Source organism: Ferrovum myxofaciens (assembly GCF_013181415.1).
Classification (GTDB): domain Bacteria; phylum Pseudomonadota; class Gammaproteobacteria; order Burkholderiales; family Ferrovaceae; genus Ferrovum; species Ferrovum myxofaciens.
Genome location: NZ_CP053676.1, coordinates 12167 through 33376 on the forward strand (window position 1 = coordinate 12167; position 21210 = coordinate 33376).

The window sequence follows — 21210 nt, forward strand, 5'->3', positions numbered from 1 at the left end:
GTACACTTCAAGAATGAGTGAATCCCCGGATCGCTACAACCGACCTGGGGGGCATATTGCGATGGAACTTATCCTTCTACCGATATGGAGACATGGTGAGAAATAATTGTGGTTGAAAAAATAATTTCGGATTATATGTTGGAAGAAAAGTTTATCACGGCGGAAAATATTGCCCGGCGCAAGGAATTTCTTGAGTTTTCCGAAGTTGACGTGGAGATATTGCGCCAGATTCATCAGTATCTGGAGCGCAATGAAGCCGTTGTCGATTTATTTACCGACTCATTCTACCGACATGTTTTTTCTTTTCCCGAGTTGAGAATGATGCTTTCTGATGAAGCATCAATCCACCGGCTCAAGAAACTGCAATCCCAATATTTTTTTCGCCTGACCGCTGGTGACTATGGCGAAGACTACGTATCGGATCGATTGAAGGTTGGTTATACGCATCAAAAGGTTGGACTCGAACCCCGGTGGTATACCGGGGCTTACCGAAAGTATTTATCCTCTTTACTGCCAATCTTGCATGAGATTTATGGAGACGACAGTGCGGAACTGATAGCGGCTTATGATGCGGTATTGAAAGTGGTGTTCTTTGATATGGATCTGGCGTTGGACACTTATTTTCATTCCAGCATGCAAAAACTTTTTCGCCTGGCCAATTATGATTCTCTCACCAGTCTGCCTAACCGCAACCTGTTCTATGACCGTCTTGCGCAGGAAATCAAGAAAGTTCAGCGTACTGAATCGTCTTTGGTCCTTTTGCTCATAGACCTCGATCAGTTTAAAGAAGTCAACGACACATTGGGACACCCATCCGGCGATTTATTATTGATTGAAGCTGCCCACCGGATCAGAAAATGTGTGCGTGAAGCAGACACCGTGGCTCGTTTGGGTGGGGATGAATTCATCATCATTCTGCCCGAACTCAACACGCACACGCATGTGGAGCGTATTGCCCTGGATATCATCCAGGTGCTGAGCAAGCCGTATCAACTGGATAACGATACCGTTTATATCTCCGCCAGCATCGGAATTACCGTTTATCCGGAGGATGCTCAGGATATTGCAAACCTGTTAAAACACGTCGATCAGGCGATGTATGTGGCCAAGGCGGAAGGACGTAACCGTTTCAGTTATTTTACCCAATCCATGCAGCAGGAAGCCAGGGAAAAACAGGAACTGACCAATGATCTGCGACAGGCACTGGTTCGAAATGAGTTGAATGTGTACTATCAGCCCATTATTGAATTGAAGAGCGGGTCAATCACCAAAGCGGAGGCTTTACTAAGGTGGAAGCATCCCAGTCGTGGCATGATCAGTCCAGTGGTCTTTATTCCCTTGGCCGAAGAATCCGGGCTCATCCATGAAATCGGTGATTGGGTGTTCCAGCAAGCACTCGCCTGTGTGGTGGATTGGCAGAAACGATTGGGGTATGTCATTCAGATCAGCGTGAATAAATCTCCTATCCAATTCGAGCATCCTGAAAAGCAGGTTTGGCAACAGAAAATGAAGGAACTGGGTGTTCCTGGAAACAGAATCAACGTTGAAATTACGGAAGGATTGCTGTTCAAACAATCAGCCAAAACCAAGGAACGGTTACTGGATTTCAGGAACAATGGTATCGAGGTAAGTATTGACGACTTCGGTACCGGTTTTTCTTCACTGTCCTATCTCAAGCAATTTGATATTGATTATCTGAAGATCGACCGTTCCTTCATCAAGGATTTGGAGAAAAATGTGGACGACAGGGCGTTGGCCGAGGCGATCATCGTCATGGCGCATAAACTGGGCATCAGAACGATTGCCGAGGGCGTGGAAACGGAAGTACAGCGCGATATACTGAAATCATGCGGTTGCGACTTCGTTCAGGGCTTTCTGTATTCACCTGCCATACCTGCAGCAGAGTTTGAAAAAATGATCGCAGGAGAACAGTCTGTCCGATCTTGAGTTCCCTCAGGACCCAGGATGCCGAGCACAAATCAGTGCGATGCGTAATAAGAGGCACCGTATTGGGTCATTTCTTCTTCGATGGGTAACGAGATGTTTATTGACATGGTTTTCTCCCAGAGAATGTGAATAACATTATGGCAGTTTCTGCCATAAATTACCGATATCCAGAATCATGGTTTTTAGTGGATCCCGGCACTGCTTGGTGTGGTTGACACTTGTAGGGGGCTTCGCAGAAAACCATCAGAATCCCGGTTGTTTCCTATCAAACGGTTCAGATTTGGCGCTCACAAAAGTTCAAATCTGGCCATCCCTAACACCTCGGTCGCCGCACACAACCGGTGGTCCAGACTGGCGATTTTGGCACCCAAGCGGCGAGCGATTGCCAGATGCAGCGCATCCCCTGCACGCAGGACGGCAGGCGATTCGATAAGTACCGCTGCGGTACGAAAATCCGTCGGATCGATTTCTACCGTGACAAGTCGCATGGATGCAAACCGCTGAAAATTCGCGATCGCCTGCTGGCGGGTGTCAGCGTCGATGGCACCTGTCCGCTGTTTGATGCCGCCGATGCTGGCCATCTCGGTTAAAGTCCAGGCTGAAATCATCAACTTCGTTTTACGCTGGCTTTCTAGTCGAGCCACAAGATTGACCGCGCCAGACTCTCGAAAAAAGATCGCGCCCAGAACCGAAGTATCGAGATAAATCACAGCAGGTCCTGTTCGCGCATTTCGACAACAGTCAGACCCGATGTCGGCGGCGCAGACACCCAATTGCGCAAGTCAGACCAGTCGAAGCCCCCTGGTCGAGGCTCGGGAACGAGACGTGCCACTGGTTTTCCACGACGGGTGATAACAACACCTTGGCCAGTTTCAACTTCAGCGAGCAAGGCGGATAAATGCGATTTGGCATCCGCTACAGTGGCAGTTTTCATTGATTCCGGGCTCCTTGAAATAGTCATTTCAAGAGATATTATTTATCAAGATAGTCATATTGTAAAGAATTATTGCGCCTAATGACCCTTCATCCCGTTTTTGAAGTGGACTTCGGCACTACTTGGTGCGGTTGACACTTGTAGGGGGCTTCGCAGAAAGCCATCAGATCTCGGTTGTTTCCTATCACCGCAAGCGGGCTCAAGGCTGCATGGGCCAGGGCAATGAATAAATACGAAGGAGAGGGGGTTGCTGAAAACGACTTGAGGGCCAAAGTTGCGTCAGACGTAATGGATTGGGACTTGATGCAACCTCGATGTTGGGACATTCAAGCGATGCGGTTACCCGTCGTTATTACATCAGAGGAACAAGAAAAGTGTCCCCTTTGAAGTAAAATATTCCGCAATTACGATTTTATTCCGCAATATAAATTATATCGTAACTTATTGATTTTTTGGGGTGACGGATGGGGCTCGAACCCACGACAACCGGAATCACAATCCGGGACTCTACCAACTGAGCTACCGCCACCACTGCTTGAAAAGGCAAGCCGGAATTGTAGCATGCTGTCTCGGAGTTTGCTAGTCTCTGGAGATTTCAATCGTTGTACGATAATTCAAGGAATTCTTATGACCAAGCCCCTTACTCCAGAACACTCAACTACTTCCTCCATTTTTCCCAAGACTGCTTCGAGTATCGATATTCGCGAGGGGGAGGGGGTGCGGACACTGCATTTCGGGTCCGAATGGGTGCAAGGGGCCATGCGAGTGGCCCGTCCTTGGGCTTTGGAATTGGAATATACCCGCGCTATGATTTTTCCTTTGATTTTATGCGAGGAAACGCCAACTCGAATTCTATTGATCGGATTGGGGGCCGCATCCTTGCTCAAGTATTTGTATCGTCATTGTCCGCATGCCCACCTGACGGTGGTGGAAATCGATCCGAGCGTGGTACAAGCAGCGCGTCAGTTTTTCCGTATGCCGGAGGATTCAGAGCGAATCACGTTGGTGGAAGGCGATGGTGCGGACTTCATGAGTCAGGTCAGCGAAACTTATGACCTGATTCTGGTGGATGGCTTTGATGCGCGCGCGCGTGCAGGACGGTTGCAGGGGGAAAGGTTTTATCGGGATTGTGGACGAGTCCTGAGCGCACACGGTTTTCTATGCGCCAATTTATTGACCCGTCAGCGCGGTTATCGATCGGCCTTGAGTGCCTTGAACGCCATTTTTACCGAGCGAACCCTGCATTTTCCTACGCTGGATAGCGGCAATGGTGTGGTTTTGGCCAGTGCGGAGCCGCAGGGTCCCTGGTCTTTGGTGGAGTTGCGGGCAAGGGTTCTGACCTGGAAAAAAAATCATGCCCTGGATCTGGGGCGTCTTCTCGCCCGCATCGAACAACTTCAGTCCGGTGCAAGCGGGATGCTGAGACTGGGTCAGTGATCAGAAGCCGCCGTGCTGTTGGGCCACCATGCAAAAGATTACGGGGATGGAGAGCATGGTATTGAAGCGCGAAGTCAGCAGGGCAATCCGGGCTGCTTTGGGTTTTTCAATGATTTCCACAGGGACGAGCCCGAGTGCTTTTTTCTGATTCGGCCAGATGATGAACCAGACATTGAAAGCCATGATGAACCCCATCCACATGCCCAATCCGATGGGCACGACTCCTTCGCGCAGCATCAGAGCCTGCATGACATATCCATTCATGGAGGCCAGCCCCAGACCCATGATGACGGTGGCCAACGCGGCCCAGCGAAACCAGAAAAGGGCGGCTGGTGCGATGATCTTGGAGATAGCAGGTTTCTGTTCGTCCGGGATCTTGGACATGGAAGGAATCTGGACGAAATTGAAATACCACAGCAGACCGATCCACATGATGGCCACAGTGACGTGGAGCCAGCGAAAGGCAAAAGTCCACCAATTGTGGGAAAGGAGGTCTAGGTTGCCCCCTCCAAGCATGGCCAGGATTAGAGCGAGCAGGATAAAACCCGCGCTGACGGTACGGCCCAACGATTGGAAAATGATACTCATGACCAGCTCCTGGAGTGTGAAGTTTTTATGACGGAAATCTTTTCCCGTCTGTTGGGATGGGGGAAGATACCACATCTATAGAAAATTACGTCAAGATACGGTGGTATTCGATACGGCAGGCGTCTCTCGACATGATTCAATAGTCCCTCTGCATGAAGGAGGAGGGGGATGAGAGGGAAATGGACGGGTCGCCCGAAGCATGAGGAACCGCCTGACGGCACTCCTCCTATTGTCAATCCCCGGGTGATACAAGCATGGTTTGAAGTGCAGGGGGCGGCGCTGGTAGAGCGAAACCGCTGGTTTCTGATCAGTTTGGTTCTGGGGTTGGGGTTATTTCTGAGCGGTATCGCTTTGGTGCTTCTCCTTCCCTTGAAGGCAGTGGTGCCCTTCGTTCTGGATCGCTCGGAAAATGGGGCAGTGGCTGTTTCCAATACCCATGTTCAGGTATATCACCCGGCGGAGTCTGAAAAGCGCTACTTTCTGGCGCAGTGGGTGCGTCAGTTGCTGACCCTCGATCCGCACCTGACCCCTGTGTACCTGGCGGATGCTTATCAATTGACACGAGGAAAAGCGACGGTGGAATTCACCGACTGGGTGCAGCGCAACCAGCCAATGGCCGAGTTGCGCAAAGACCCCACTTTGACCCGTACCGTAGCGGTGTCCAGTGTATCGCTTATCGAGGATGAAGCGGCTCTGTTGCGTGTCGTGACGGAACGGCGCAATGGCGGAAATCCCATGGCACAGCGCGAGAAATTCATTCTGACCTTGCACTTTTCCGTGGTGGCTCCCGAGCGCGAGGAGGAAGTTCTGAAAAACCCGGCGGGGCTATTCATCACGCACTTTTTGGTGAATACGGATTTGGAGCAATGAATGAATGACCTGCCCTTCAGGAATCTCGGTTTTTTCGCGGTGGTGAAAAAGCGTATGTTCCCATGGTCCGGCGTGATGGCGATGGGTTGGGCAAGGGCAGGGTGGTGTCTTTGCGCTTTATTATTGACTCAAGCGGCAGATTCTGATCCTGTGGGGCCGACTCGTACACAGGTACAAGTTTATGATTCGGAAGTTCCAACGGAAATCCTCACCGTCCCCGGGGTTCCTACAGACCTGCAGTTGGCTCCCCATGAAAAAATCACGGGATTGGCTCTGGGGGATACCTTGCAATGGCGTGTGGAGGAATTGCCGGGGCATCTTTTTCTCAAGCCGTTGCGTCCTGACCTTTTCACGGCGGGGACTTTGGTAACCAACTTGCGCGTCTACTCCCTGGTTCTACGCAGTACTACCCCCCAGGGACCCTGGGTTATGCGGGTGCGGTGGATTTTGGACGAAGAAAAATCCCTGTCTTCTCCATCGGGGAAAACGATTCATCCCTTTTCTCTGATTCCACGGCGCGTGCATACCCATTACACGATCAAAGGAGATGCGGAATTTCGTCCTCTGGAAGTGTTTGACGATGGACGTTTTACTTGGATTGACATGGGACACCCCCAGGTACTTCCTGCCGTCTTCATGGTCGATGCCGAGGGTTCCCGACTGGTCAATTATCTGCTTCATCCCCCTTATTTTGTGGTGCAACGACTGATGCCGCGTTTTCTGCTCAAGTTGGGTGGAACCGAAGTTGAAGTGATCAATCCGGATTATGGCAAGTCCTCCGAAGCGCAGGGGGAGGTGCCAGAGCAAAAACCATGAGAGAAAAGGAAACCATGGGTGTGGCACAGGTGGGCGTGGAAAAAAATATCCGGCCAGAATCAGGCATCGAGTCTGCACCAGACGCAGAACAATCCGGCCTCTGGGAAGAGGCACAGGAATGGACAAAGGGAGTTCCGCCAGGCAGGGTTCGTCGCCATTTGCACTGGTGGGTGGCTGCAGGATTGGGGTTGGCGGTGGTACTGGGGTTCGGGGTTCAGGCTCTGGTCGGTCGGGTAAGGGCAGCATCATCGCCATCCCTCGATGCCCAGACTGTCGTCTTGGGACAGGCCCCGGCGGTCAGTACATTGCAGCATGAATTGGTGCGTGAGCAGATGGCCGACCCTGGACCGCCACCGCCGCTGGTGGATGATGCGGGAGAAAAAGCCCGTCAGGCTGAGCAGGAACGCCAGCATCAGATCGAGTTGGCCCGTGTCCAGCAGGCAGCCCAGATTGCTGCCAGTCCAATTTTGGCCATTGGGGGGCCAGTGGCTCAACCGGTTCCGCTTTCAACCCCTGCACCGGGCAGTTCATCTTCCATTGCAGAGCCCGGTTCTGGGATGGGCATACTTCCCGGGAGTGAATCCGTCCCACCCAACATCCCTTCTCTGGGCTTAGGTCTCAATGGGGTAGGGGCCTTACCTGCTCTGACAGGGATGGTGGCTTCGCCCTGGAATCCAACCCCGGCCATACCTGGAGCAGCACCCCAAACTCCTCCGGCAAAGGTGCGTTCACGCCAGAACACGACTCCTCTGGAACCGATCCAGCCATCCAATCATGCTCTTGTGCTGGAGGGAACCGTCATGCCAGCGGTTTTGATTACCCAGATTAACAGTGATTTGCCCGGATTGATCACGGCCCAGATTACCGAGGATGTATACGATTCCATTGATGGAACCCTGCTGGCCATTCCCAAGGGCAGTCGGCTGATCGGGCAGTTTGCAGCACACATCTTGCCGGGACAGGAGCGTTTGATGGCCTCTTTTCATCGCCTCATCCTGCCCAGTGGGGTGAGTTTTCAGTTGGAGGATATGGTTGCTTCTGATGACCAGGGGCAGTCAGGCATGCAGGATGAGGTAGATAATCGATTCTGGAAGCGTCTGGGCGGGCAGTTCATGACGGCCGGACTGGCTCAGATCATTGCCCAGCCAACGGGAGGAGTGACCGTACTGGGGGGCATGGGCAACAACCTGACCACGGATGCGGCGGGTCAGATTCTGGTGAATACCGCCAGCATCGGTTTTGCCGGACAAGCGGCCATCGGTCCGGTGATCATTATCAAGAAAGGCTATCCTTTTACCCTGTTGGTAAACCGCGATATGGACTTTGCTTCCCTGGCTTCCGCTTCAGCAGAAATGTCCGGTGCCCCTTCTACGCCCTGAGGGAGAAAGGTTTCAATGGCGGTGTGACATCGCCATTCTGGGCACGCTGGCGCAACGCATGATCGATCAAAACAAGGGCCATCATGGCTTCCACAATGGGTGTGGCACGAATGCCGACACAGGGATCATGACGTCCGGTAGTCTGAACTTCTACGGCTTGCCCCAGGCGGTCGAGGGAACGACGGGGTAAGCGAATACTCGATGTGGGTTTGATGGCCAGGTGTGCAATGAGATCCTGTCCCGTGGATATCCCGCCCAGAATTCCGCCCGCATGATTGCTTTGAAACCCCGCTGGCGTCATTTCATCACCGTGTTCCGTGCCTCGCTGGGTCACTACGGCAAACCCGTCGCCAATTTCCACACCTTTTACGGCATTGATGGACATGAGGGCATGGGCAATGTCTGCATCCAGACGGTCAAAGACGGGTTCGCCCCACCCCGCTGGCAGACCGCTAACCACCACGCTTAGACGTGCCCCCACGGAGTCTCCCGACTTGCGCAGATCATCCATGAAGGATTCCAGTTGAGGGACGAGATCCGGGTCCGGGCAAAAAAACGGGTTTTGGTCGATGGCGGTCCAGTCTTTGGCTGTGATGGGAATGGGTCCCAATTGGGACAGGTACCCGCGAATAGTGATGCCGTAACGCTGTGTCAGCCACTTCCGGGCAACGGCGCCAGCCGCCACCCGTGCCGCTGTTTCTCGGGCGGAGGAACGTCCTCCGCCGCGATGATCGCGCAACCCATACTTCTGTAGATAGGTGTAATCGGCGTGACCAGGACGGAACTGCTGGGCGATTTTATCGTAATCACGACTGCGCTGGTCTTCGTTATGAATCACGAGGGCGATGGGCGTGCCCGTGGTAACCCCTTCGAAGACACCAGACAGGATCTGTACCTGATCTGATTCGCGACGCTGGGTGACATGACGGGAGGTACCGGGTTTGCGTCGGTCCAAGTCAGGTTGAATGTCGGCTTCGCAGAGGGGCAGTCCAGGCGGGCAGCCATCAATTACGGCACCCAGCGCGGGGCCATGGCTTTCCCCAAAGGTCGTGACACAAAACATTCGCCCCCATGTATTACCGGCCATACCCATTCCCCGCACAAAAGTTGAATCTTAGCATGGAGTTTCGTGGGGAGGTCCCGTCGAGTTGCATTGCGTCTGATGCACTCGCAGAATCTCTCGATTCAGGGGGAATCCGAACCGCGCTGTTCGGTGACCGATTTCTTTTGAAGAGCGCCTGTTACGCCATATTGAGAGAAATGCAACTGGTAGTGGGCAGGGTCCGGCAACGTGATTCGTACCCGTCCTCCCACCGGCAGAGTGAGTTTGTCCCGCACATGACCAAAGGGTAGGTTCTGCAACAAGGGAATGGGGACTAAGTGTTGCAGATAATCTACCACCTGTTCCAGGGTATAAGGTGCTGCCGAGGCGTGGGTAGGTTCGCAGCGGTTGAACTGGCCCCACAGGATGGCACGTACCGAATTGAATACGCCCGCATGGTACAACTGCATCAGACAGCGCTCGATGATGTAAGGCTCTTCATTCACTTCTTCGAGGAACAGGATCCCTTCCTCTACCTGAGGCAGATAGGGCGTTCCCACCAGGTGAGCCACCAAGGACAGGTTGCCACCCCACAGGATTCCTTCCAGTCCGTTGCCGATCTGGTGGCGTAGGCGCAGTCCGGCTGCCCCCTCATGAATAGTGAAAGGCAAACGAATGAGGGGGGACGAGTGGGTTTCATTTTGCAGCAGGGGTAAAAAATGATCCTGGTGCAACGCACTTCGATGTGGATGTCCGAAATCGGGGGCGGCCATGGGGCCTGCAAAGGTGACCAGCCCCGTTTTCGCCAGTACTGCCAGATGAAGAGCCGTGACATCACTGAAGCCGATGATGGGTTTGCGGGCCGTAGCGATGGCGTCATAGTCCAGATGCGGCAGTAGGCGGGTCAAGCCATAGCCACCACGAGCAGCCATGATGGCATCCACTTTGGGATCACGGATCAGTTCATGAAAGTCTTCCAGTCGTTCGGTATCAGTTCCTGCAAAATACTCGTGCCGGTTGCGAATATGGGTTCCTTCGCGCACATTCCAACCGTGTTCAGAGAAATACAGGATGGCCATTTCCAAGGCTCCGGGCTCGGTCAGGAAGCCGGAGGGCGCACATAGACCCAAGGTAGGGTTGGGCGGGAGTAAATAGGGTAAACGTGTGTTCATGGCACAAATATAACGTGAAATTCATTGGTCGTCATCGGGGCTTGGACAATCCTTTTACAGTCGCCATTCTTGAGAGGGTAAATTGCCTCGGGTTTTCTGACCCTTGGTCGTTGTGTCATAATAACCCGTTCAGTGGAGGATCTTGGTAATGACGGCTCAAACCCTTTATGACAAGTTATGGCGGGCTCATGTGGTGCGTGAAGAAAGTGACGGTACGACGTTGTTGTACATTGACCGCCATCTGGTTCACGAGGTGACCAGTCCACAGGCCTTCGAGGGCCTGACGCTGGGAGAACGTCCCTTATGGCGGGGGCAAAGTATCGTGGCCACTGCGGATCATAATACGCCCACTGTCACCCAGACGGAAATTCATGATCTCGTTTCGCGCCTCCAGGTGGAAACTTTGAGCCAGAATTGTCAGTCATTCGGAGTAACACTGTATCCCATGGGCGATCGGCGTCAGGGTATTGTGCACGTCATGGGACCAGAGCAGGGGGCTACCCTGCCGGGCATGACGGTGGTTTGTGGAGACTCTCATACCAGTACCCATGGGGCTTTTGCTGCCTTGGCTTTTGGCATCGGCACCTCCGAAGTGGAACATGTCATGGCCACCCAGACCTTGGTGGCGCGCCGCTCCAGAACCCTGCGTGTCACCGTGGACGGGACACTGCCGGAAGGTGTGACGGCCAAGGATGTGGCGCTCTACATCATTGGTCATATCGGCACTGCCGGAGGCACAGGATATGCCATCGAGTTTGCGGGGGAGGCCATTCGGGGTCTCAGCATGGAAGGGCGCATGACTCTGTGCAATATGGCCATCGAAGCGGGAGCCCGAGCAGGTTTGATCGGTGCTGATGATGTCACCTTTGCCTACCTGAAGGGACGTCCCTACGCTCCGTCCGATGCTCAGTGGGGCCAGGCCGTCACCTATTGGCGCACCTTGCACAGCGATGAGGGGGCGGTGTTCGACAAGGAAGTCACTTTGTCGGCTCAACACATTGAACCTCTGGTGACCTGGGGCACTTCGCCGGAAATGGTGGTGAGTGTGACAGGGCAGGTGCCCGATCCCCGTCTGGAAAAGGACCTGGTGCGTCGTCAGAGCATGGAACGGGCCTTGATTTACATGGGACTGAGCGCCAATACGCCCATGATCCGAATTTCTCTGGACAAGGTGTTTATTGGTTCCTGCACCAATTCCCGCATCGAGGATCTGCGTGCAGCGGCAGCGGTGGTGAAGGGCAAGCATGTGGCGGCCAACATCAAATTGGCCATGGTGGTTCCAGGTTCTGGACTGGTCAAGGCGCAGGCCGAAGCCGAGGGGTTGGATCAGATATTTCTCGAGGCGGGTTTTGAATGGCGCCATCCTGGCTGTTCCATGTGCCTGGGTATGAATGAGGACCGCCTCAGTCCGGGGGAACGTTGTGCCTCTACCTCCAACCGGAACTTTGAAGGACGGCAGGGCACGGGCGGACGTACCCATCTGGTTAGCCCACAGATGGCTGCTGCCGCAGCCATTGCGGGACATTTTGTCGATATTCGGGAGAACTTTTGATGCGCGCTTTCACCCCCCTGAACGGTCTCGTGGTGCCCCTTGATCGGGCCAATGTGGATACCGATGCCCTCATTCCCAAACAATTTCTCAAATCCATTCATCGTGCTGGTTTTGGTCCCAATCTGTTTGATGCCTGGCGTTATCTGGACGAAGGTCAGCCCGGACAGGACAATCGTTTGCGCCCCCTGAACCCTGAATTTGTCCTCAATCAACCCCGCTATCAGGGAGGGCAGATTCTCCTGGCGCGGGAGAACTTTGGTTGTGGTTCAAGTCGCGAACATGCACCTTGGGCGCTGGATGATTATGGATTTCGGGTGATCATCGCTTCCAGTTTTGCCGATATTTTCTTTAATAATTGCTTTAAGAATGGATTGCTTCCAATTGTTCAAAAAGAAGAAATAGTTGATTTCCTATTCAAGGAAGTAGAGGCTGCTGAAGGCTATCGATTGCAGGTGGATTTGTCTGTACAGACCTTGACGACCCCGACTGGAAAAATTTTTGAATTCGCTGTGGATGGGTTTCGTAAAGAATGCTTGCTGCGCGGATTGGATGAAATCGGGTTGACCTTGCAGCATGCCGATGAGATACGTGCCTATGAAGAACGCCGGGCCAAGCAGGAGCCTTGGATTTTTGCCTGAAGGTGTCAAGCGTTGTGGATTTACGGGAAAAAAGATCAATTTGACTGTCTTGACGACTAATTATCGATAATCCATAATACGTTTTTTTGGTTTCGGGTTTTCCTGTCATGTGGATCGTTCGTCTCGCCTTGCAACGCCCCCATACTTTTCTGGTGATGGCGTTGCTGATCGTGCTGCTGGGGGTTTTCAGCATTCGTCGCACGCCCACGGATATTTTGCCCAATATCAATATTCCGGTGGTGTCGGTGGTGTGGAATTATTCGGGCATGCCGCCCCAGGATATGGCCGACCACATTACCTCGTTTACCGAGCGGGTCGCCACCACCACGGTCAATGACATCGAGCATATCGAGTCCCAGTCATTGAATGGGATCGCGGTGGTGAAGTATTTCTTTCAACCTCGGGTCAACGAGGATCTGGCTGTCGCTCAGATCACCGCTATTTCTCAGACCCTTTTGCGCCAAATGCCGCCGGGCATGACTCCCCCATTTATTCTGGCCTATAACGCGTCCAGTGTGCCGGTCATCCAGTTGGCACTGGACAGTTCACGCTTGACGGAAGGCCAGTTGTTCGATTTCGGAAACAATTTCATTCGCACCCAATTGGCGACTGTGGCAGGCGCATCTCTTCCTTATCCCTATGGCGGGCAGATGCGTCAGGTGCAGGTGGATCTGGAACCAGCGGCATTGAGGACTTATGGTTTGTCGGCCAATGATGTGACGCGTGCCCTGGCCACTCAGAATCTGATCGTTCCGGCCGGAACGGAAAAAATTGCCCATTGGGAATATGTGGTGAAGTTGAACGCCAGTTTCCCCGATATTGATCAGTTGAATGGTATCCCTTTGCGTACACCCTCTGGGGCACTGATCCATATTCGGGACGTGGCCCATGTCTATGATGGAGCGCTCCCGCAGACCAATGTGGTACGAGTGGACGGACACCGAGCCGTGTTGATGAGCGTGCTCAAGACCGGGTCGGCATCCACCCTGACGATCATCGACAGCATCAAGGGTCTCATGCCACAGGTGCGGGCAGATATGCCCCCGGGTATGCATATCCATACCACGGGAGATCAGTCCCTGTTTGTGACGGCGGCGATCGATGGGGTGGTGCGTGAAGGGTTGATCGCAGCGGCTTTGACGGGGCTCATGATCTTGCTTTTTTTGGGATCGTGGCGTAGTACCCTGATTATCACCGTTTCCATTCCTCTTTCCGTACTGGTGTCCCTGATTGTGTTGTCGTGGTTGGGCGAGACCATCAATATCATGACCCTGGGCGGCTTGGCCTTGGCCGTGGGAATTTTGGTAGATGATGCCACGGTGGCCATTGAGAACATCAACTGGCACCTGGAGCAGGGTAAAGATACAGAAACGGCTATTCTGGATGGTGCGCGTCAGATCGCCATGCCCTCGTTGGTGTCCACCCTGGCCATTTGTATCGTCTTTATCCCCATGTTTCTGCTCACTGGGGTAGCCCATTACCTTTTCGTGCCTTTGGCAGAAGCAGTGGTATTTGCCATGTTGGCCTCTTGGATATTGTCCCGGACTCTGGTACCGACCTTGGCCAAATACTGGCTACATCAGGAACATGGAAACTCTGCGCGACATTGGGGTGCCGTTATCCAGCAGCGTTTCGAAGCAGGGTTCAACCGTTTGCGTGGGGCTTATCATGTCCGTTTGGAAAAAGTGTTGCGCGCCCGTCCGCGTCGTTTTATCGTGATCTTCTATGGAGTGGTGGGGTTGTCGTTCCTGTTGTACCCGTGGATTGGGGAGAATTTTTTTCCAGAGGTGGATGCAGGACAGATCAAGTTACACTTGCGTGCCCCCAGTGGGACGCGTATCGAGGACACGACGGCTTTATGTGACTTGGTGGAACAAGATATACGGCGTCATGTGGGGAAGCAATTGGATACCCAAGTGGATGTGGTGGGGTTGCCCTACAGCGGGATCAATTTGTCTTACAGTACCTCCGCGCCCATCGGACCGGGGGATGCGGATATTTTTATTACGTTGAGTAAGGGGCATACGCCCACCCCGGAAGTAGTGCATGAGTTGAGAAAGGTATTGCACCAGGATTTTCCGACCATTTCCTTTGCTTTCCTGCCCGCAGACATCGTCAGTCAGATCCTGAATTTTGGCTTGCCTGCCCCTTTGGATGTGCAGATCTCGGGGATTCGTCTGGCAGAGAACCGAGTTTTTGCCAATCGTTTGCTGGCCCAACTGAAGACGATCCCGGGGGCCGTAGACCTGCGTATCCAGCAACCCTTCGACTATCCTCAGGTGGAGGTTGAAGTGAATCGTGATCTGGCCGAGACCTTGGGATATACGGAGCAGGATGTGGCCAGTAATCTCATGACATCCCTGTCCGGAAGTTTTCAGACGGCACCCAGTTTCTGGACCAATCCAAAAAACGGTGTGCAGTACAACGTGTCGGCACAGATGCCGCAATACCGTCTGCAGTCGGTGGGGGATTTGGGCCAACTGCCTATTACTGTGGCCTCGCCCATGGTGCCCCCGCAAATCCTGGCTAACCTGGCCACTTTTCGCCACGGCGTAGGGCCCGCCGTGGTCAGTCACTACAATGTGAAACCTGCCATCGATATTTTTGGGGCGGTTCAGGGAACCGATTTGGGCACGGTGGCGAAACACATTCAGGAAATCATTCATGCAAACCAAAAGTATCTGCCCAAAGGGACACAGGTGATCGTGCGCGGACAGGTGCAAACCATGCATGATTCCTTTACCAGTCTGGAGTGGGGTCTTTTGAGCGCTATCGTGCTGGTGTATTTGCTCATCGTGGTGAATTTTCAGTCGTGGATCGATCCTCTCATCATCATTGGCGCTTTGCCTGCGGCTTTAGCTGGGATTGTGTGGATGCTGTTTCTTACCCACACGACCTTATCGGTTCCCGCTTTGACGGGGGCCGTGATGTGTATGGGGGTTGGAGCGGCCAACAGTATCCTGGTGATCAGTTTTGCCCGCGAGCGGGTAGCGGAGGGACTGTCGGCGCTGGAGGCGGCGCTCGAAGCGGGAAGTACTCGTTTACGACCGGTGCTGATGACGGCCCTGGCCATGGTCATCGGAATGCTGCCCATGGCTCTGGGACTGGGGGAGGGCGGAGAGCAGAATGCACCTTTGGGGCGTGCCGTCATCGGAGGATTATTGTTTGCCACCGTGGCGACCTTGTTTCTCGTGCCCGTATTGTTTAGTTTGATTCGTTCCAGACGTTCGGTTTCCTCAAGGACTATGTCATGATTTCCTCTCGTTTCTTTGGTGGGTTGATTTTTCTGGTAGCGGTAGGAGTTGCGGCTTGGGGTATCATGAGCCGTTTGCACGCTCAAACGGCCCTGGCCCAGTATTCGATGGCAGATGCTCAATGGCAGGTGGAGGTGACCCATGCCCTGCCGGAAAGTCATGTGCCCGATCTGATTCTTCCTGGCCAATTGCAGGCCTGGACGGAAACTCCGATTTATGCCCATACCTCAGGGTATCTCAAACACTGGGCGGTGGACATCGGGCAGAAGGTCAAGGCTGGCCAAGAAATTGCCGAGATCAGTACCCCGGATATCGACGCACAGGAAGCACAAGCCGAGGCCGAGATGCGAACGGCGGAGGCCAATGATGAACTGGCGCGTGTGACGGCGCAACGGTATGCAGCCCTCCTGCCCACCAAAACCGTATCGCCTCAGGATGCAGACAATAAACGTTTGGATGCGGAAGCCAAGAAGACGGCACTGGATGCGGCACGGGCCAATCTGGAACGACTGCATGCACTGGACCGATTTAGGAAGATCGTCGCTCCTGTGGACGGGATCATTACGGCACGCAACGTGGATGTGGGCACTATGATCGATAGCGGATCAGCCAATGGCAAGGCAACAGAGCTATTCCATCTGGCAGATGCACGGCGTCTGCGGGCCTACATCCCGGTTCCGGAAGATGAGGTTTCATCTCTTCCGGCGGGTGGAGCGGTCAATATCGAGGCCCGTGCTTTTCCGGGGCGGATCTGGAATACTCAATTGGTTCGCCATGCCCAGGCAATCGATCCCATCAATCATACGGAGTTGGTGGAACTGAATCTGGAAGGCGGAATATTGTTGCCAGGCAGTTATATAGAGGTACATTTTCCTCGCCATGCTGCGAAGCAATCGGTGACTTTGCCGGCCAATACCCTGGTGTTTCGTGCTAATGGGACTTCTGTGGCCGTAGTGAACGAACATCAAGTGGTATCTCTGAAACCCGTTATCGTGGGACGGGATTTGGGTGAGCGCATCGAAATTCTGGCAGGAATCAGTTCGTCGGATCGGGTGGTGGTGAGTCCCCCTGATTCTCTGGCCGATGGCGTGACAGTTGTCGCCCGTGAGGCTGGCGCACTTAGGAAAATACCATGAAAAAGGTTCTGATCGCAGGCCTGTTCTTTGGGTTGTCAGGTTGCTCCTTCGCGCCTACCTACACCCGCCCTGACCTGCCCACTGCATCCCAATATCAGGAGAAAATGGTAGAGGATGGGCACTGGGTACCTTTCAAAGCCACAGAGACCTCCCAAACCTGGTGGAAAGTTTTTCATGATCCGGTATTGGACGATCTGGAGCACTCGGGATTGGTGGCCAACCAGAATTTGTTGGCGGCCTTGGCTCGTCTGGATCAAGGACGTTCGTTAGCACGCGAGCAATGGGCCAATCTATGGCCCATGATCGGAGCTGCGGCGACGCACCAGAAGACGAAAATTTCCGAACATACCATGATCTTTCCAGTACAAAACTATCCTGCATTCCAGACCAATCAAGTTCAACTGGATCTGAATTACGAGTTGGACATCTGGGGGGCATTGCGCAATGCTGCCCATGCCGCCGATGCTCAGGCCCGTGCCAGTGCCGACGATCTGGCTACCTTGGCCTTGTCTACGGAAGCCGAAATTGCATTGGATTATGAATCGTTGCGCGCGCTTGATGTGGAATTATCCGAGACGGAACGACAGGTGAATAGTTGGTCTGATAACCGTGCGTTGACAACTGTATTGGTGACGGGGTCCGAGGCCGCCATCCCGGATCAGGCACAGGCTGATCTGAATTGGCAGATGGCACGCCAGCAACTCAATGAACTGCGTCTGCAGCGTGAACGGATGCAACATGCCCTGGCTCTGTTGGTGGGCTCAAATCCTGAGGAGTTCCACATTACCCCGGTGGAGGCCGAATTACCCACCCCTTTACATCCCATTCCAGGGATGCCTTCGGTCTTGCTGGAACGACGTCCTGATGTGGTCAGTGCCGAAGAGAAGGTGAAAGCTGCCAATGCCAATATCGGGGTGGCCAAGGCTGCATGGTTTCCTGTCTTTAATTTGACAGGATACTCGGGTTATGGAAATACGGGTTATGGACCTTTACTGGTGGCCCCCAATCGTTTATGGTCTTTCGGTCCTACCTTGTCGTTGCCTCTGTTCAATGGAGGGCAGATCGCGGCGGCCAACGACTTGGCACGGGCTCAGTGGGAAGAGAGCGTGGCCAATTATCGAAATACCGTGTTGGGGGCGTGGCGTGAGGTGGAAGATCAATTGGCGGCCCTGCGCGAATTAGAAGAAGAAGCCGAGGCTGCTCATGGAGCCAGCGAGGCAGCGCAGCAGGCCTTGGAACAGGCTCGTCTGCGCTTTGAGGGAGGGTTGACCAACCGTTTCGAGGTATTGCAGGCTGAGCGGACTGCGGCTCTAACCTTGACCGGAGCGACTCAATTACGCTTGCGGGCCTTGGCGAGCAGTATCGTTCTGGTCAAGGCGCTGGGTGGTGGGTGGTCAGATTTGGATTCTTCTGATTCGGAAAAATCCCCTGCCCCTGCGGGAGTGCATTCCTGATGTCTCAACCTTTACCGCGCCGTTGCATGCGTGACCAGATTCGCGATCGCTTGCTGGAATGTATTCTGGAGGGGACCTATGCGCCAGGACATCGTTTTGTAGAACTGGATCTGGCGGCGGAATTCCAGGTCAGTCAGAGCCCCGTTCGCGAAGCTCTGCGTGAATTGGAAGTGATGGGTGCAGTGGAGTCCCTGCGCTACAAAGGGACCCGTGTACGTTCCCCTAATCCGGTGGAGATGGCCGAAGCCTATGTTTTGCGGGCTATCTTGGAACAGCGTTCGGCAGAATTGGCCGTTCCCTGCCCACCTGCGGTATTGGATTCCCTGCGTGCCGATCTTGCGTCCTTACACGAGTCGGCTCAAGACCGTGATGTGACCCGTTACAGTCGACATGCACTCAATTTTCATCGAAGCATCGTGGTGCAGTCCGGCAATCATTTGTTTCTGGAAGTATGGGAAAACGTCCAGACGCGTGCACGCTTGCCTTTTGTGGCTCAGCACCTGTCCGCTGAGTTGTCCTCCTGTGCTGCCGATCACGACGCCATTCTGGCGGCCCTTGAAAAGGGGGAAGGAGCCTTGGCAGGAAGATTGTTGCGCGCTTTCATGGAATCCTTGCTGGCTAAACTACCGCGCTGAAAGGTTCTGCCACCTGACGAGTTTTACTTTATAATCGCGGTCTGGAGAGGTGGCAGAGTGGTCGAATGTACCTGACTCGAAATCAGGCGTAGGTATATGCCTACCGTGGGTTCGAATCCCACCCTCTCCGCCAGTATTTACGGGCTTTACACGCCGATTAAAGTCACTAAAATCCAGCAAAAACAAAAATCAAAAGTGGGAGTTTTTTGACCATCAAGCCGCTTTCTTTCCGATCTTCATAATCGCCGCAGCCAAACTTTCAGTGGCCAACTGCGCATAACGCTGAGTTCTTCTCGAGTCCTTGTGGCCCAAAACTCCCCCAACAGTATAAAGATCCACCCCTTGGTTGATCATCTCGCTTGCCGTTGAATGGCGCAGGTCATGGAAGTGGAAATGCCCCAACCCTTGGGCCCTCGCTGATTCCTTGAAAGAGTGCTGAATCGTTATCTTGCTCACCGGTTTCATCTGAATGGATCAGATTCTTGGATGGACCGGTACGATTCTCGGATTGCCATTTTTGGTGTCATCCAGCACAAAGGTTTCCCCCACACGTCGCGCGCGCAATATCTCCGACAACCGCATCCTGAATAGAAGGCGATTCTGACCGCTTGTCTGGCAGAACGATTTTTGCAACCCTTGGCTCTGCCGCAAACGGGTGATACTCCGTCAGAAAAACCATTCGCAGGGACGGAGCAAAGCCCCACCTCGCAAAATCCTGTTTCAACCTGAATCGGGTAAAAGGGTCGTTCGGCCACCGGACGCTTACGAAGTTCCTGCCTGGATTCCCCTGATCATCAACAGTTTTGCACAAGCGGGGCAAATCGTCGGAGCTTCCGGATCTGGAGGAATTCCGGTAGTTGCTCTTGATCCCTCCAGTATCTTTGAACAGGGGATGACCGTCTCTAGGGCCATCTGGTAAGTTTACTTACAATGTAAACTAGGTTACTATTCTTCCATATTGCCGAGAGAGGGAGTGATTTATGTGGAGCAGGACCTACAGCAAGCGGGTAAGTGGGTTGCAAGTAAATAAAGTGTGGATGGTATGGACCGATGTCAATCGGTGGCACACTTGGCAGCCCGACATCGAATATGCAGAATTGAACGGCGAGTTCAAGGTGGGCAACACTTTCAAGCTAAAACCCAAGAATGGCCCACAAGTTTCCATCCGGATCATCAAAGTCGAACCTGGCAGGCAGTTCACCGATTTGACCTGTTTTCCTGGGGCACGCATGTTCGGTTGCCATGAATTCATTGCTTACGATGATGAACTGGAAATACGCACGACCATGAGCATCGAAGGTTTTTTGTCTTTTTTGTGGAGAAAAATCGTTGCGGAAAGTGTGGCTCATGGAATGGAAAAGCAAACGGAGGCGCTGATTGAAAAAGCCAGAAGTGTCTGAGTCTTCCCCCTTCAGGCACGCTCAGGCAGATGACAGCCCCGGGTTCCTGTTGTGGAAGCTCACCGCTCTGTGGCAGAGAAAACTCGGCGGTATCTTCGATGCATTTTCCCTTACCCAAACCCAGTTTGCCATCCTGGCTTCACTCCTGTGGTTCGAGCGACAGCATGAGCCACCGACCCAGGCTCGCCTGGTCGAGCATGCCAAGATCGACAAGATGACCCTTTCCAAAGCCATTCGAAAACTTGAGGAAGCTGGGCTGGTCAATCGGGAGTCTTCAACTTCGGATACCCGTGCCATACAGGTTCGATTCACTGTCGCGGGACGCAAACTGATTCACCAGGCCATCATTGCCGTCGAGCGCGCCGACGATGAATTTTTCTCGTGCCTCACGGAAGGCCAAATAGAGACTTACAAGGCACTGACCCTTGCCATCATCGCGGGCAACAATCCATGACGCGCTACTGGATTGGCGTTGCATCGAAAGAACACGTCAGCCTTGGTGTGGCTGGTGGATTCAGTCAGTTATGCCACGGAAAGGCCCTGCCGCTCAAACGCATGGCAGTGGGCGACTGGCTCATCTATTACTCGCCCAGGGAACAATTCGACGGAACCGTTCCTTGCCAGAAATTCACAGCCATTGGCAAAGTCGTCGGTGACAAGGTCTATCCCTTTGAAATGTTCCCAGGCTTTGTCCCCTACCGGCGTGATATCCATTTTATGGAAGCGACCGATACGCCCGTTCGCCCGCTTCTTGAGCAGCTTTCTTTCATTAAGGACAAGAGTCGGTGGGGCTATGCTTTCCGATTCGGACATCTGGAAATTCCAAAAGCCGATTTCGAGTTGATCGTGACCGGTATGCTGGGGTACAGTCCCAAGCATGGATGAGCAAACCCGGCCGTTCAATTCCGGAACGAGTCTGGACACGATAGAAACACAATATCTCATGGCTGATCAAA

The 21210-nt window shown here is 53.5% G+C and carries 20 protein-coding genes and 2 tRNA genes; 15 read left to right on the forward strand and 7 right to left on the reverse strand.

The genetic code is table 11. The features are described from left to right. Positions 1–135: 135 nt before the first annotated feature. Complete coding sequence (locus HO274_RS00075) at positions 136–1947, forward strand: putative bifunctional diguanylate cyclase/phosphodiesterase (RefSeq protein WP_273120424.1); 1812 nt, start codon at positions 136–138, stop codon at positions 1945–1947. A gap of 287 nt (positions 1948–2234) precedes the next feature. Here the strand turns inward: HO274_RS00075 and HO274_RS00080 are convergent, their stop codons facing one another. From HO274_RS00080 to HO274_RS00090, 3 genes are all read right to left on the reverse strand, one after another. After that, a complete protein-coding gene (locus HO274_RS00080; RefSeq protein ID WP_273120427.1) occupies positions 2235–2657 on the reverse strand; it encodes a type II toxin-antitoxin system VapC family toxin in 423 nt (140 codons plus the stop codon). After that, on the reverse strand, positions 2654–2881 hold the full coding sequence (locus HO274_RS00085) for a type II toxin-antitoxin system Phd/YefM family antitoxin (protein WP_031597317.1): 228 nt from the start codon (positions 2879–2881) through the stop codon (positions 2654–2656). The genes HO274_RS00080 and HO274_RS00085 overlap by 4 nt, the downstream gene beginning before the upstream one ends. A gap of 453 nt (positions 2882–3334) precedes the next feature. Continuing rightward, positions 3335–3410 (reverse strand) — tRNA-His (locus HO274_RS00090). A 98-nt stretch (positions 3411–3508) separates the two neighbouring features. Between HO274_RS00090 and HO274_RS00095 the strand changes: the two genes are divergently transcribed. After that, the gene (locus HO274_RS00095) at positions 3509–4318 is read left to right on the forward strand and encodes a fused MFS/spermidine synthase (protein WP_273120430.1); all 810 of its coding nucleotides are present in this window, start codon (positions 3509–3511) and stop codon (positions 4316–4318) included. Here the strand turns inward: HO274_RS00095 and HO274_RS00100 are convergent, their stop codons facing one another. Further along, positions 4319–4906 carry a urate hydroxylase PuuD gene (locus HO274_RS00100; RefSeq protein ID WP_031597200.1) on the reverse strand — a complete coding sequence of 196 codons (588 nt, stop codon included), beginning with the start codon at positions 4904–4906 and terminating at the stop codon, positions 4319–4321. Positions 4907–5074: 168 nt separating this feature from the next. Between HO274_RS00100 and HO274_RS00105 the strand changes: the two genes are divergently transcribed. From HO274_RS00105 to HO274_RS00115, 3 genes are read left to right on the forward strand one after another with little or no spacing between them, the layout of a single operon-like run. Then, complete coding sequence (locus tag HO274_RS00105; protein WP_031597199.1) at positions 5075–5776, forward strand: VirB8 family type IV secretion system protein; 702 nt, start codon at positions 5075–5077, stop codon at positions 5774–5776. Continuing rightward, a complete protein-coding gene (locus HO274_RS00110; RefSeq protein WP_031597198.1) occupies positions 5777–6592 on the forward strand; it encodes a TrbG/VirB9 family P-type conjugative transfer protein in 816 nt (271 codons plus the stop codon). Next, positions 6589–7971 carry a TrbI/VirB10 family protein gene (locus HO274_RS00115; protein WP_031597197.1) on the forward strand — a complete coding sequence of 461 codons (1383 nt, stop codon included), beginning with the start codon at positions 6589–6591 and terminating at the stop codon, positions 7969–7971. The genes HO274_RS00110 and HO274_RS00115 overlap by 4 nt, the downstream gene beginning before the upstream one ends. Here HO274_RS00115 and aroC read toward each other — a convergent pair. Both aroC and HO274_RS00125 read right to left on the reverse strand, forming a co-directional pair. Then, positions 7961–9058 carry a chorismate synthase gene (gene aroC / locus HO274_RS00120; protein WP_031597196.1) on the reverse strand — a complete coding sequence of 366 codons (1098 nt, stop codon included), beginning with the start codon at positions 9056–9058 and terminating at the stop codon, positions 7961–7963. The two genes, HO274_RS00115 and aroC, sit on opposite strands and share 11 nt — an antisense overlap. Before the next feature lie 98 nt (positions 9059–9156). Further along, positions 9157–10185 (reverse strand): S66 peptidase family protein, encoded by a 1029-nt coding sequence (locus HO274_RS00125; protein ID WP_051862261.1) that lies wholly within the window; start codon positions 10183–10185, stop codon positions 9157–9159. Between the two features lie 148 nt (positions 10186–10333). Here HO274_RS00125 and leuC point away from each other — a divergent pair, with 148 nt between their 5' ends. The 7 genes from leuC (at position 10334) to HO274_RS00160 (ending at position 18987) form a co-directional block, all read left to right on the forward strand. Then, entirely contained in the window at positions 10334–11737 is a 1404-nt protein-coding gene (leuC, locus tag HO274_RS00130) for a 3-isopropylmalate dehydratase large subunit (RefSeq protein WP_273120436.1), read from the forward strand. Further along, entirely contained in the window at positions 11737–12375 is a 639-nt protein-coding gene (leuD, locus tag HO274_RS00135) for a 3-isopropylmalate dehydratase small subunit (RefSeq protein ID WP_031597190.1), read from the forward strand. The genes leuC and leuD overlap by 1 nt, the downstream gene beginning before the upstream one ends. Positions 12376–12482: 107 nt before the next feature. Next, complete coding sequence (locus HO274_RS00140; RefSeq protein ID WP_273120438.1) at positions 12483–15629, forward strand: efflux RND transporter permease subunit; 3147 nt, start codon at positions 12483–12485, stop codon at positions 15627–15629. Further along, positions 15626–16765 carry an efflux RND transporter periplasmic adaptor subunit gene (locus tag HO274_RS00145; protein ID WP_062188079.1) on the forward strand — a complete coding sequence of 380 codons (1140 nt, stop codon included), beginning with the start codon at positions 15626–15628 and terminating at the stop codon, positions 16763–16765. Before HO274_RS00140 ends, HO274_RS00145 begins: the two co-directional genes overlap by 4 nt. After that, entirely contained in the window at positions 16762–18219 is a 1458-nt protein-coding gene (locus tag HO274_RS00150; protein ID WP_273120441.1) for an efflux transporter outer membrane subunit, read from the forward strand. Before HO274_RS00145 ends, HO274_RS00150 begins: the two co-directional genes overlap by 4 nt. Continuing rightward, positions 18219–18854 carry a GntR family transcriptional regulator gene (locus HO274_RS00155; protein ID WP_062188080.1) on the forward strand — a complete coding sequence of 212 codons (636 nt, stop codon included), beginning with the start codon at positions 18219–18221 and terminating at the stop codon, positions 18852–18854. Before HO274_RS00150 ends, HO274_RS00155 begins: the two co-directional genes overlap by 1 nt. A gap of 43 nt (positions 18855–18897) precedes the next feature. After that, positions 18898–18987, forward strand: a tRNA-Ser gene (locus HO274_RS00160). A gap of 80 nt (positions 18988–19067) precedes the next feature. Here HO274_RS00160 and HO274_RS00165 read toward each other — a convergent pair. Next, positions 19068–19319, reverse strand: coding sequence for a tyrosine-type recombinase/integrase (locus HO274_RS00165; RefSeq protein ID WP_051862702.1), 252 nt, complete (start codon positions 19317–19319; stop codon positions 19068–19070). A gap of 515 nt (positions 19320–19834) precedes the next feature. Between HO274_RS00165 and HO274_RS00170 the strand changes: the two genes are divergently transcribed. From HO274_RS00170 to HO274_RS00180, 3 genes are read left to right on the forward strand one after another with little or no spacing between them, the layout of a single operon-like run. Continuing rightward, positions 19835–20254 (forward strand): SRPBCC family protein, encoded by a 420-nt coding sequence (locus HO274_RS00170; protein ID WP_273120445.1) that lies wholly within the window; start codon positions 19835–19837, stop codon positions 20252–20254. Then, the gene (locus HO274_RS00175; RefSeq protein ID WP_273120447.1) at positions 20232–20708 is read left to right on the forward strand and encodes a MarR family winged helix-turn-helix transcriptional regulator; all 477 of its coding nucleotides are present in this window, start codon (positions 20232–20234) and stop codon (positions 20706–20708) included. The genes HO274_RS00170 and HO274_RS00175 overlap by 23 nt, the downstream gene beginning before the upstream one ends. Continuing rightward, positions 20705–21139 (forward strand): EVE domain-containing protein, encoded by a 435-nt coding sequence (locus tag HO274_RS00180; protein ID WP_273120449.1) that lies wholly within the window; start codon positions 20705–20707, stop codon positions 21137–21139. The genes HO274_RS00175 and HO274_RS00180 overlap by 4 nt, the downstream gene beginning before the upstream one ends. Positions 21140–21210: the final 71 nt, after the last annotated feature.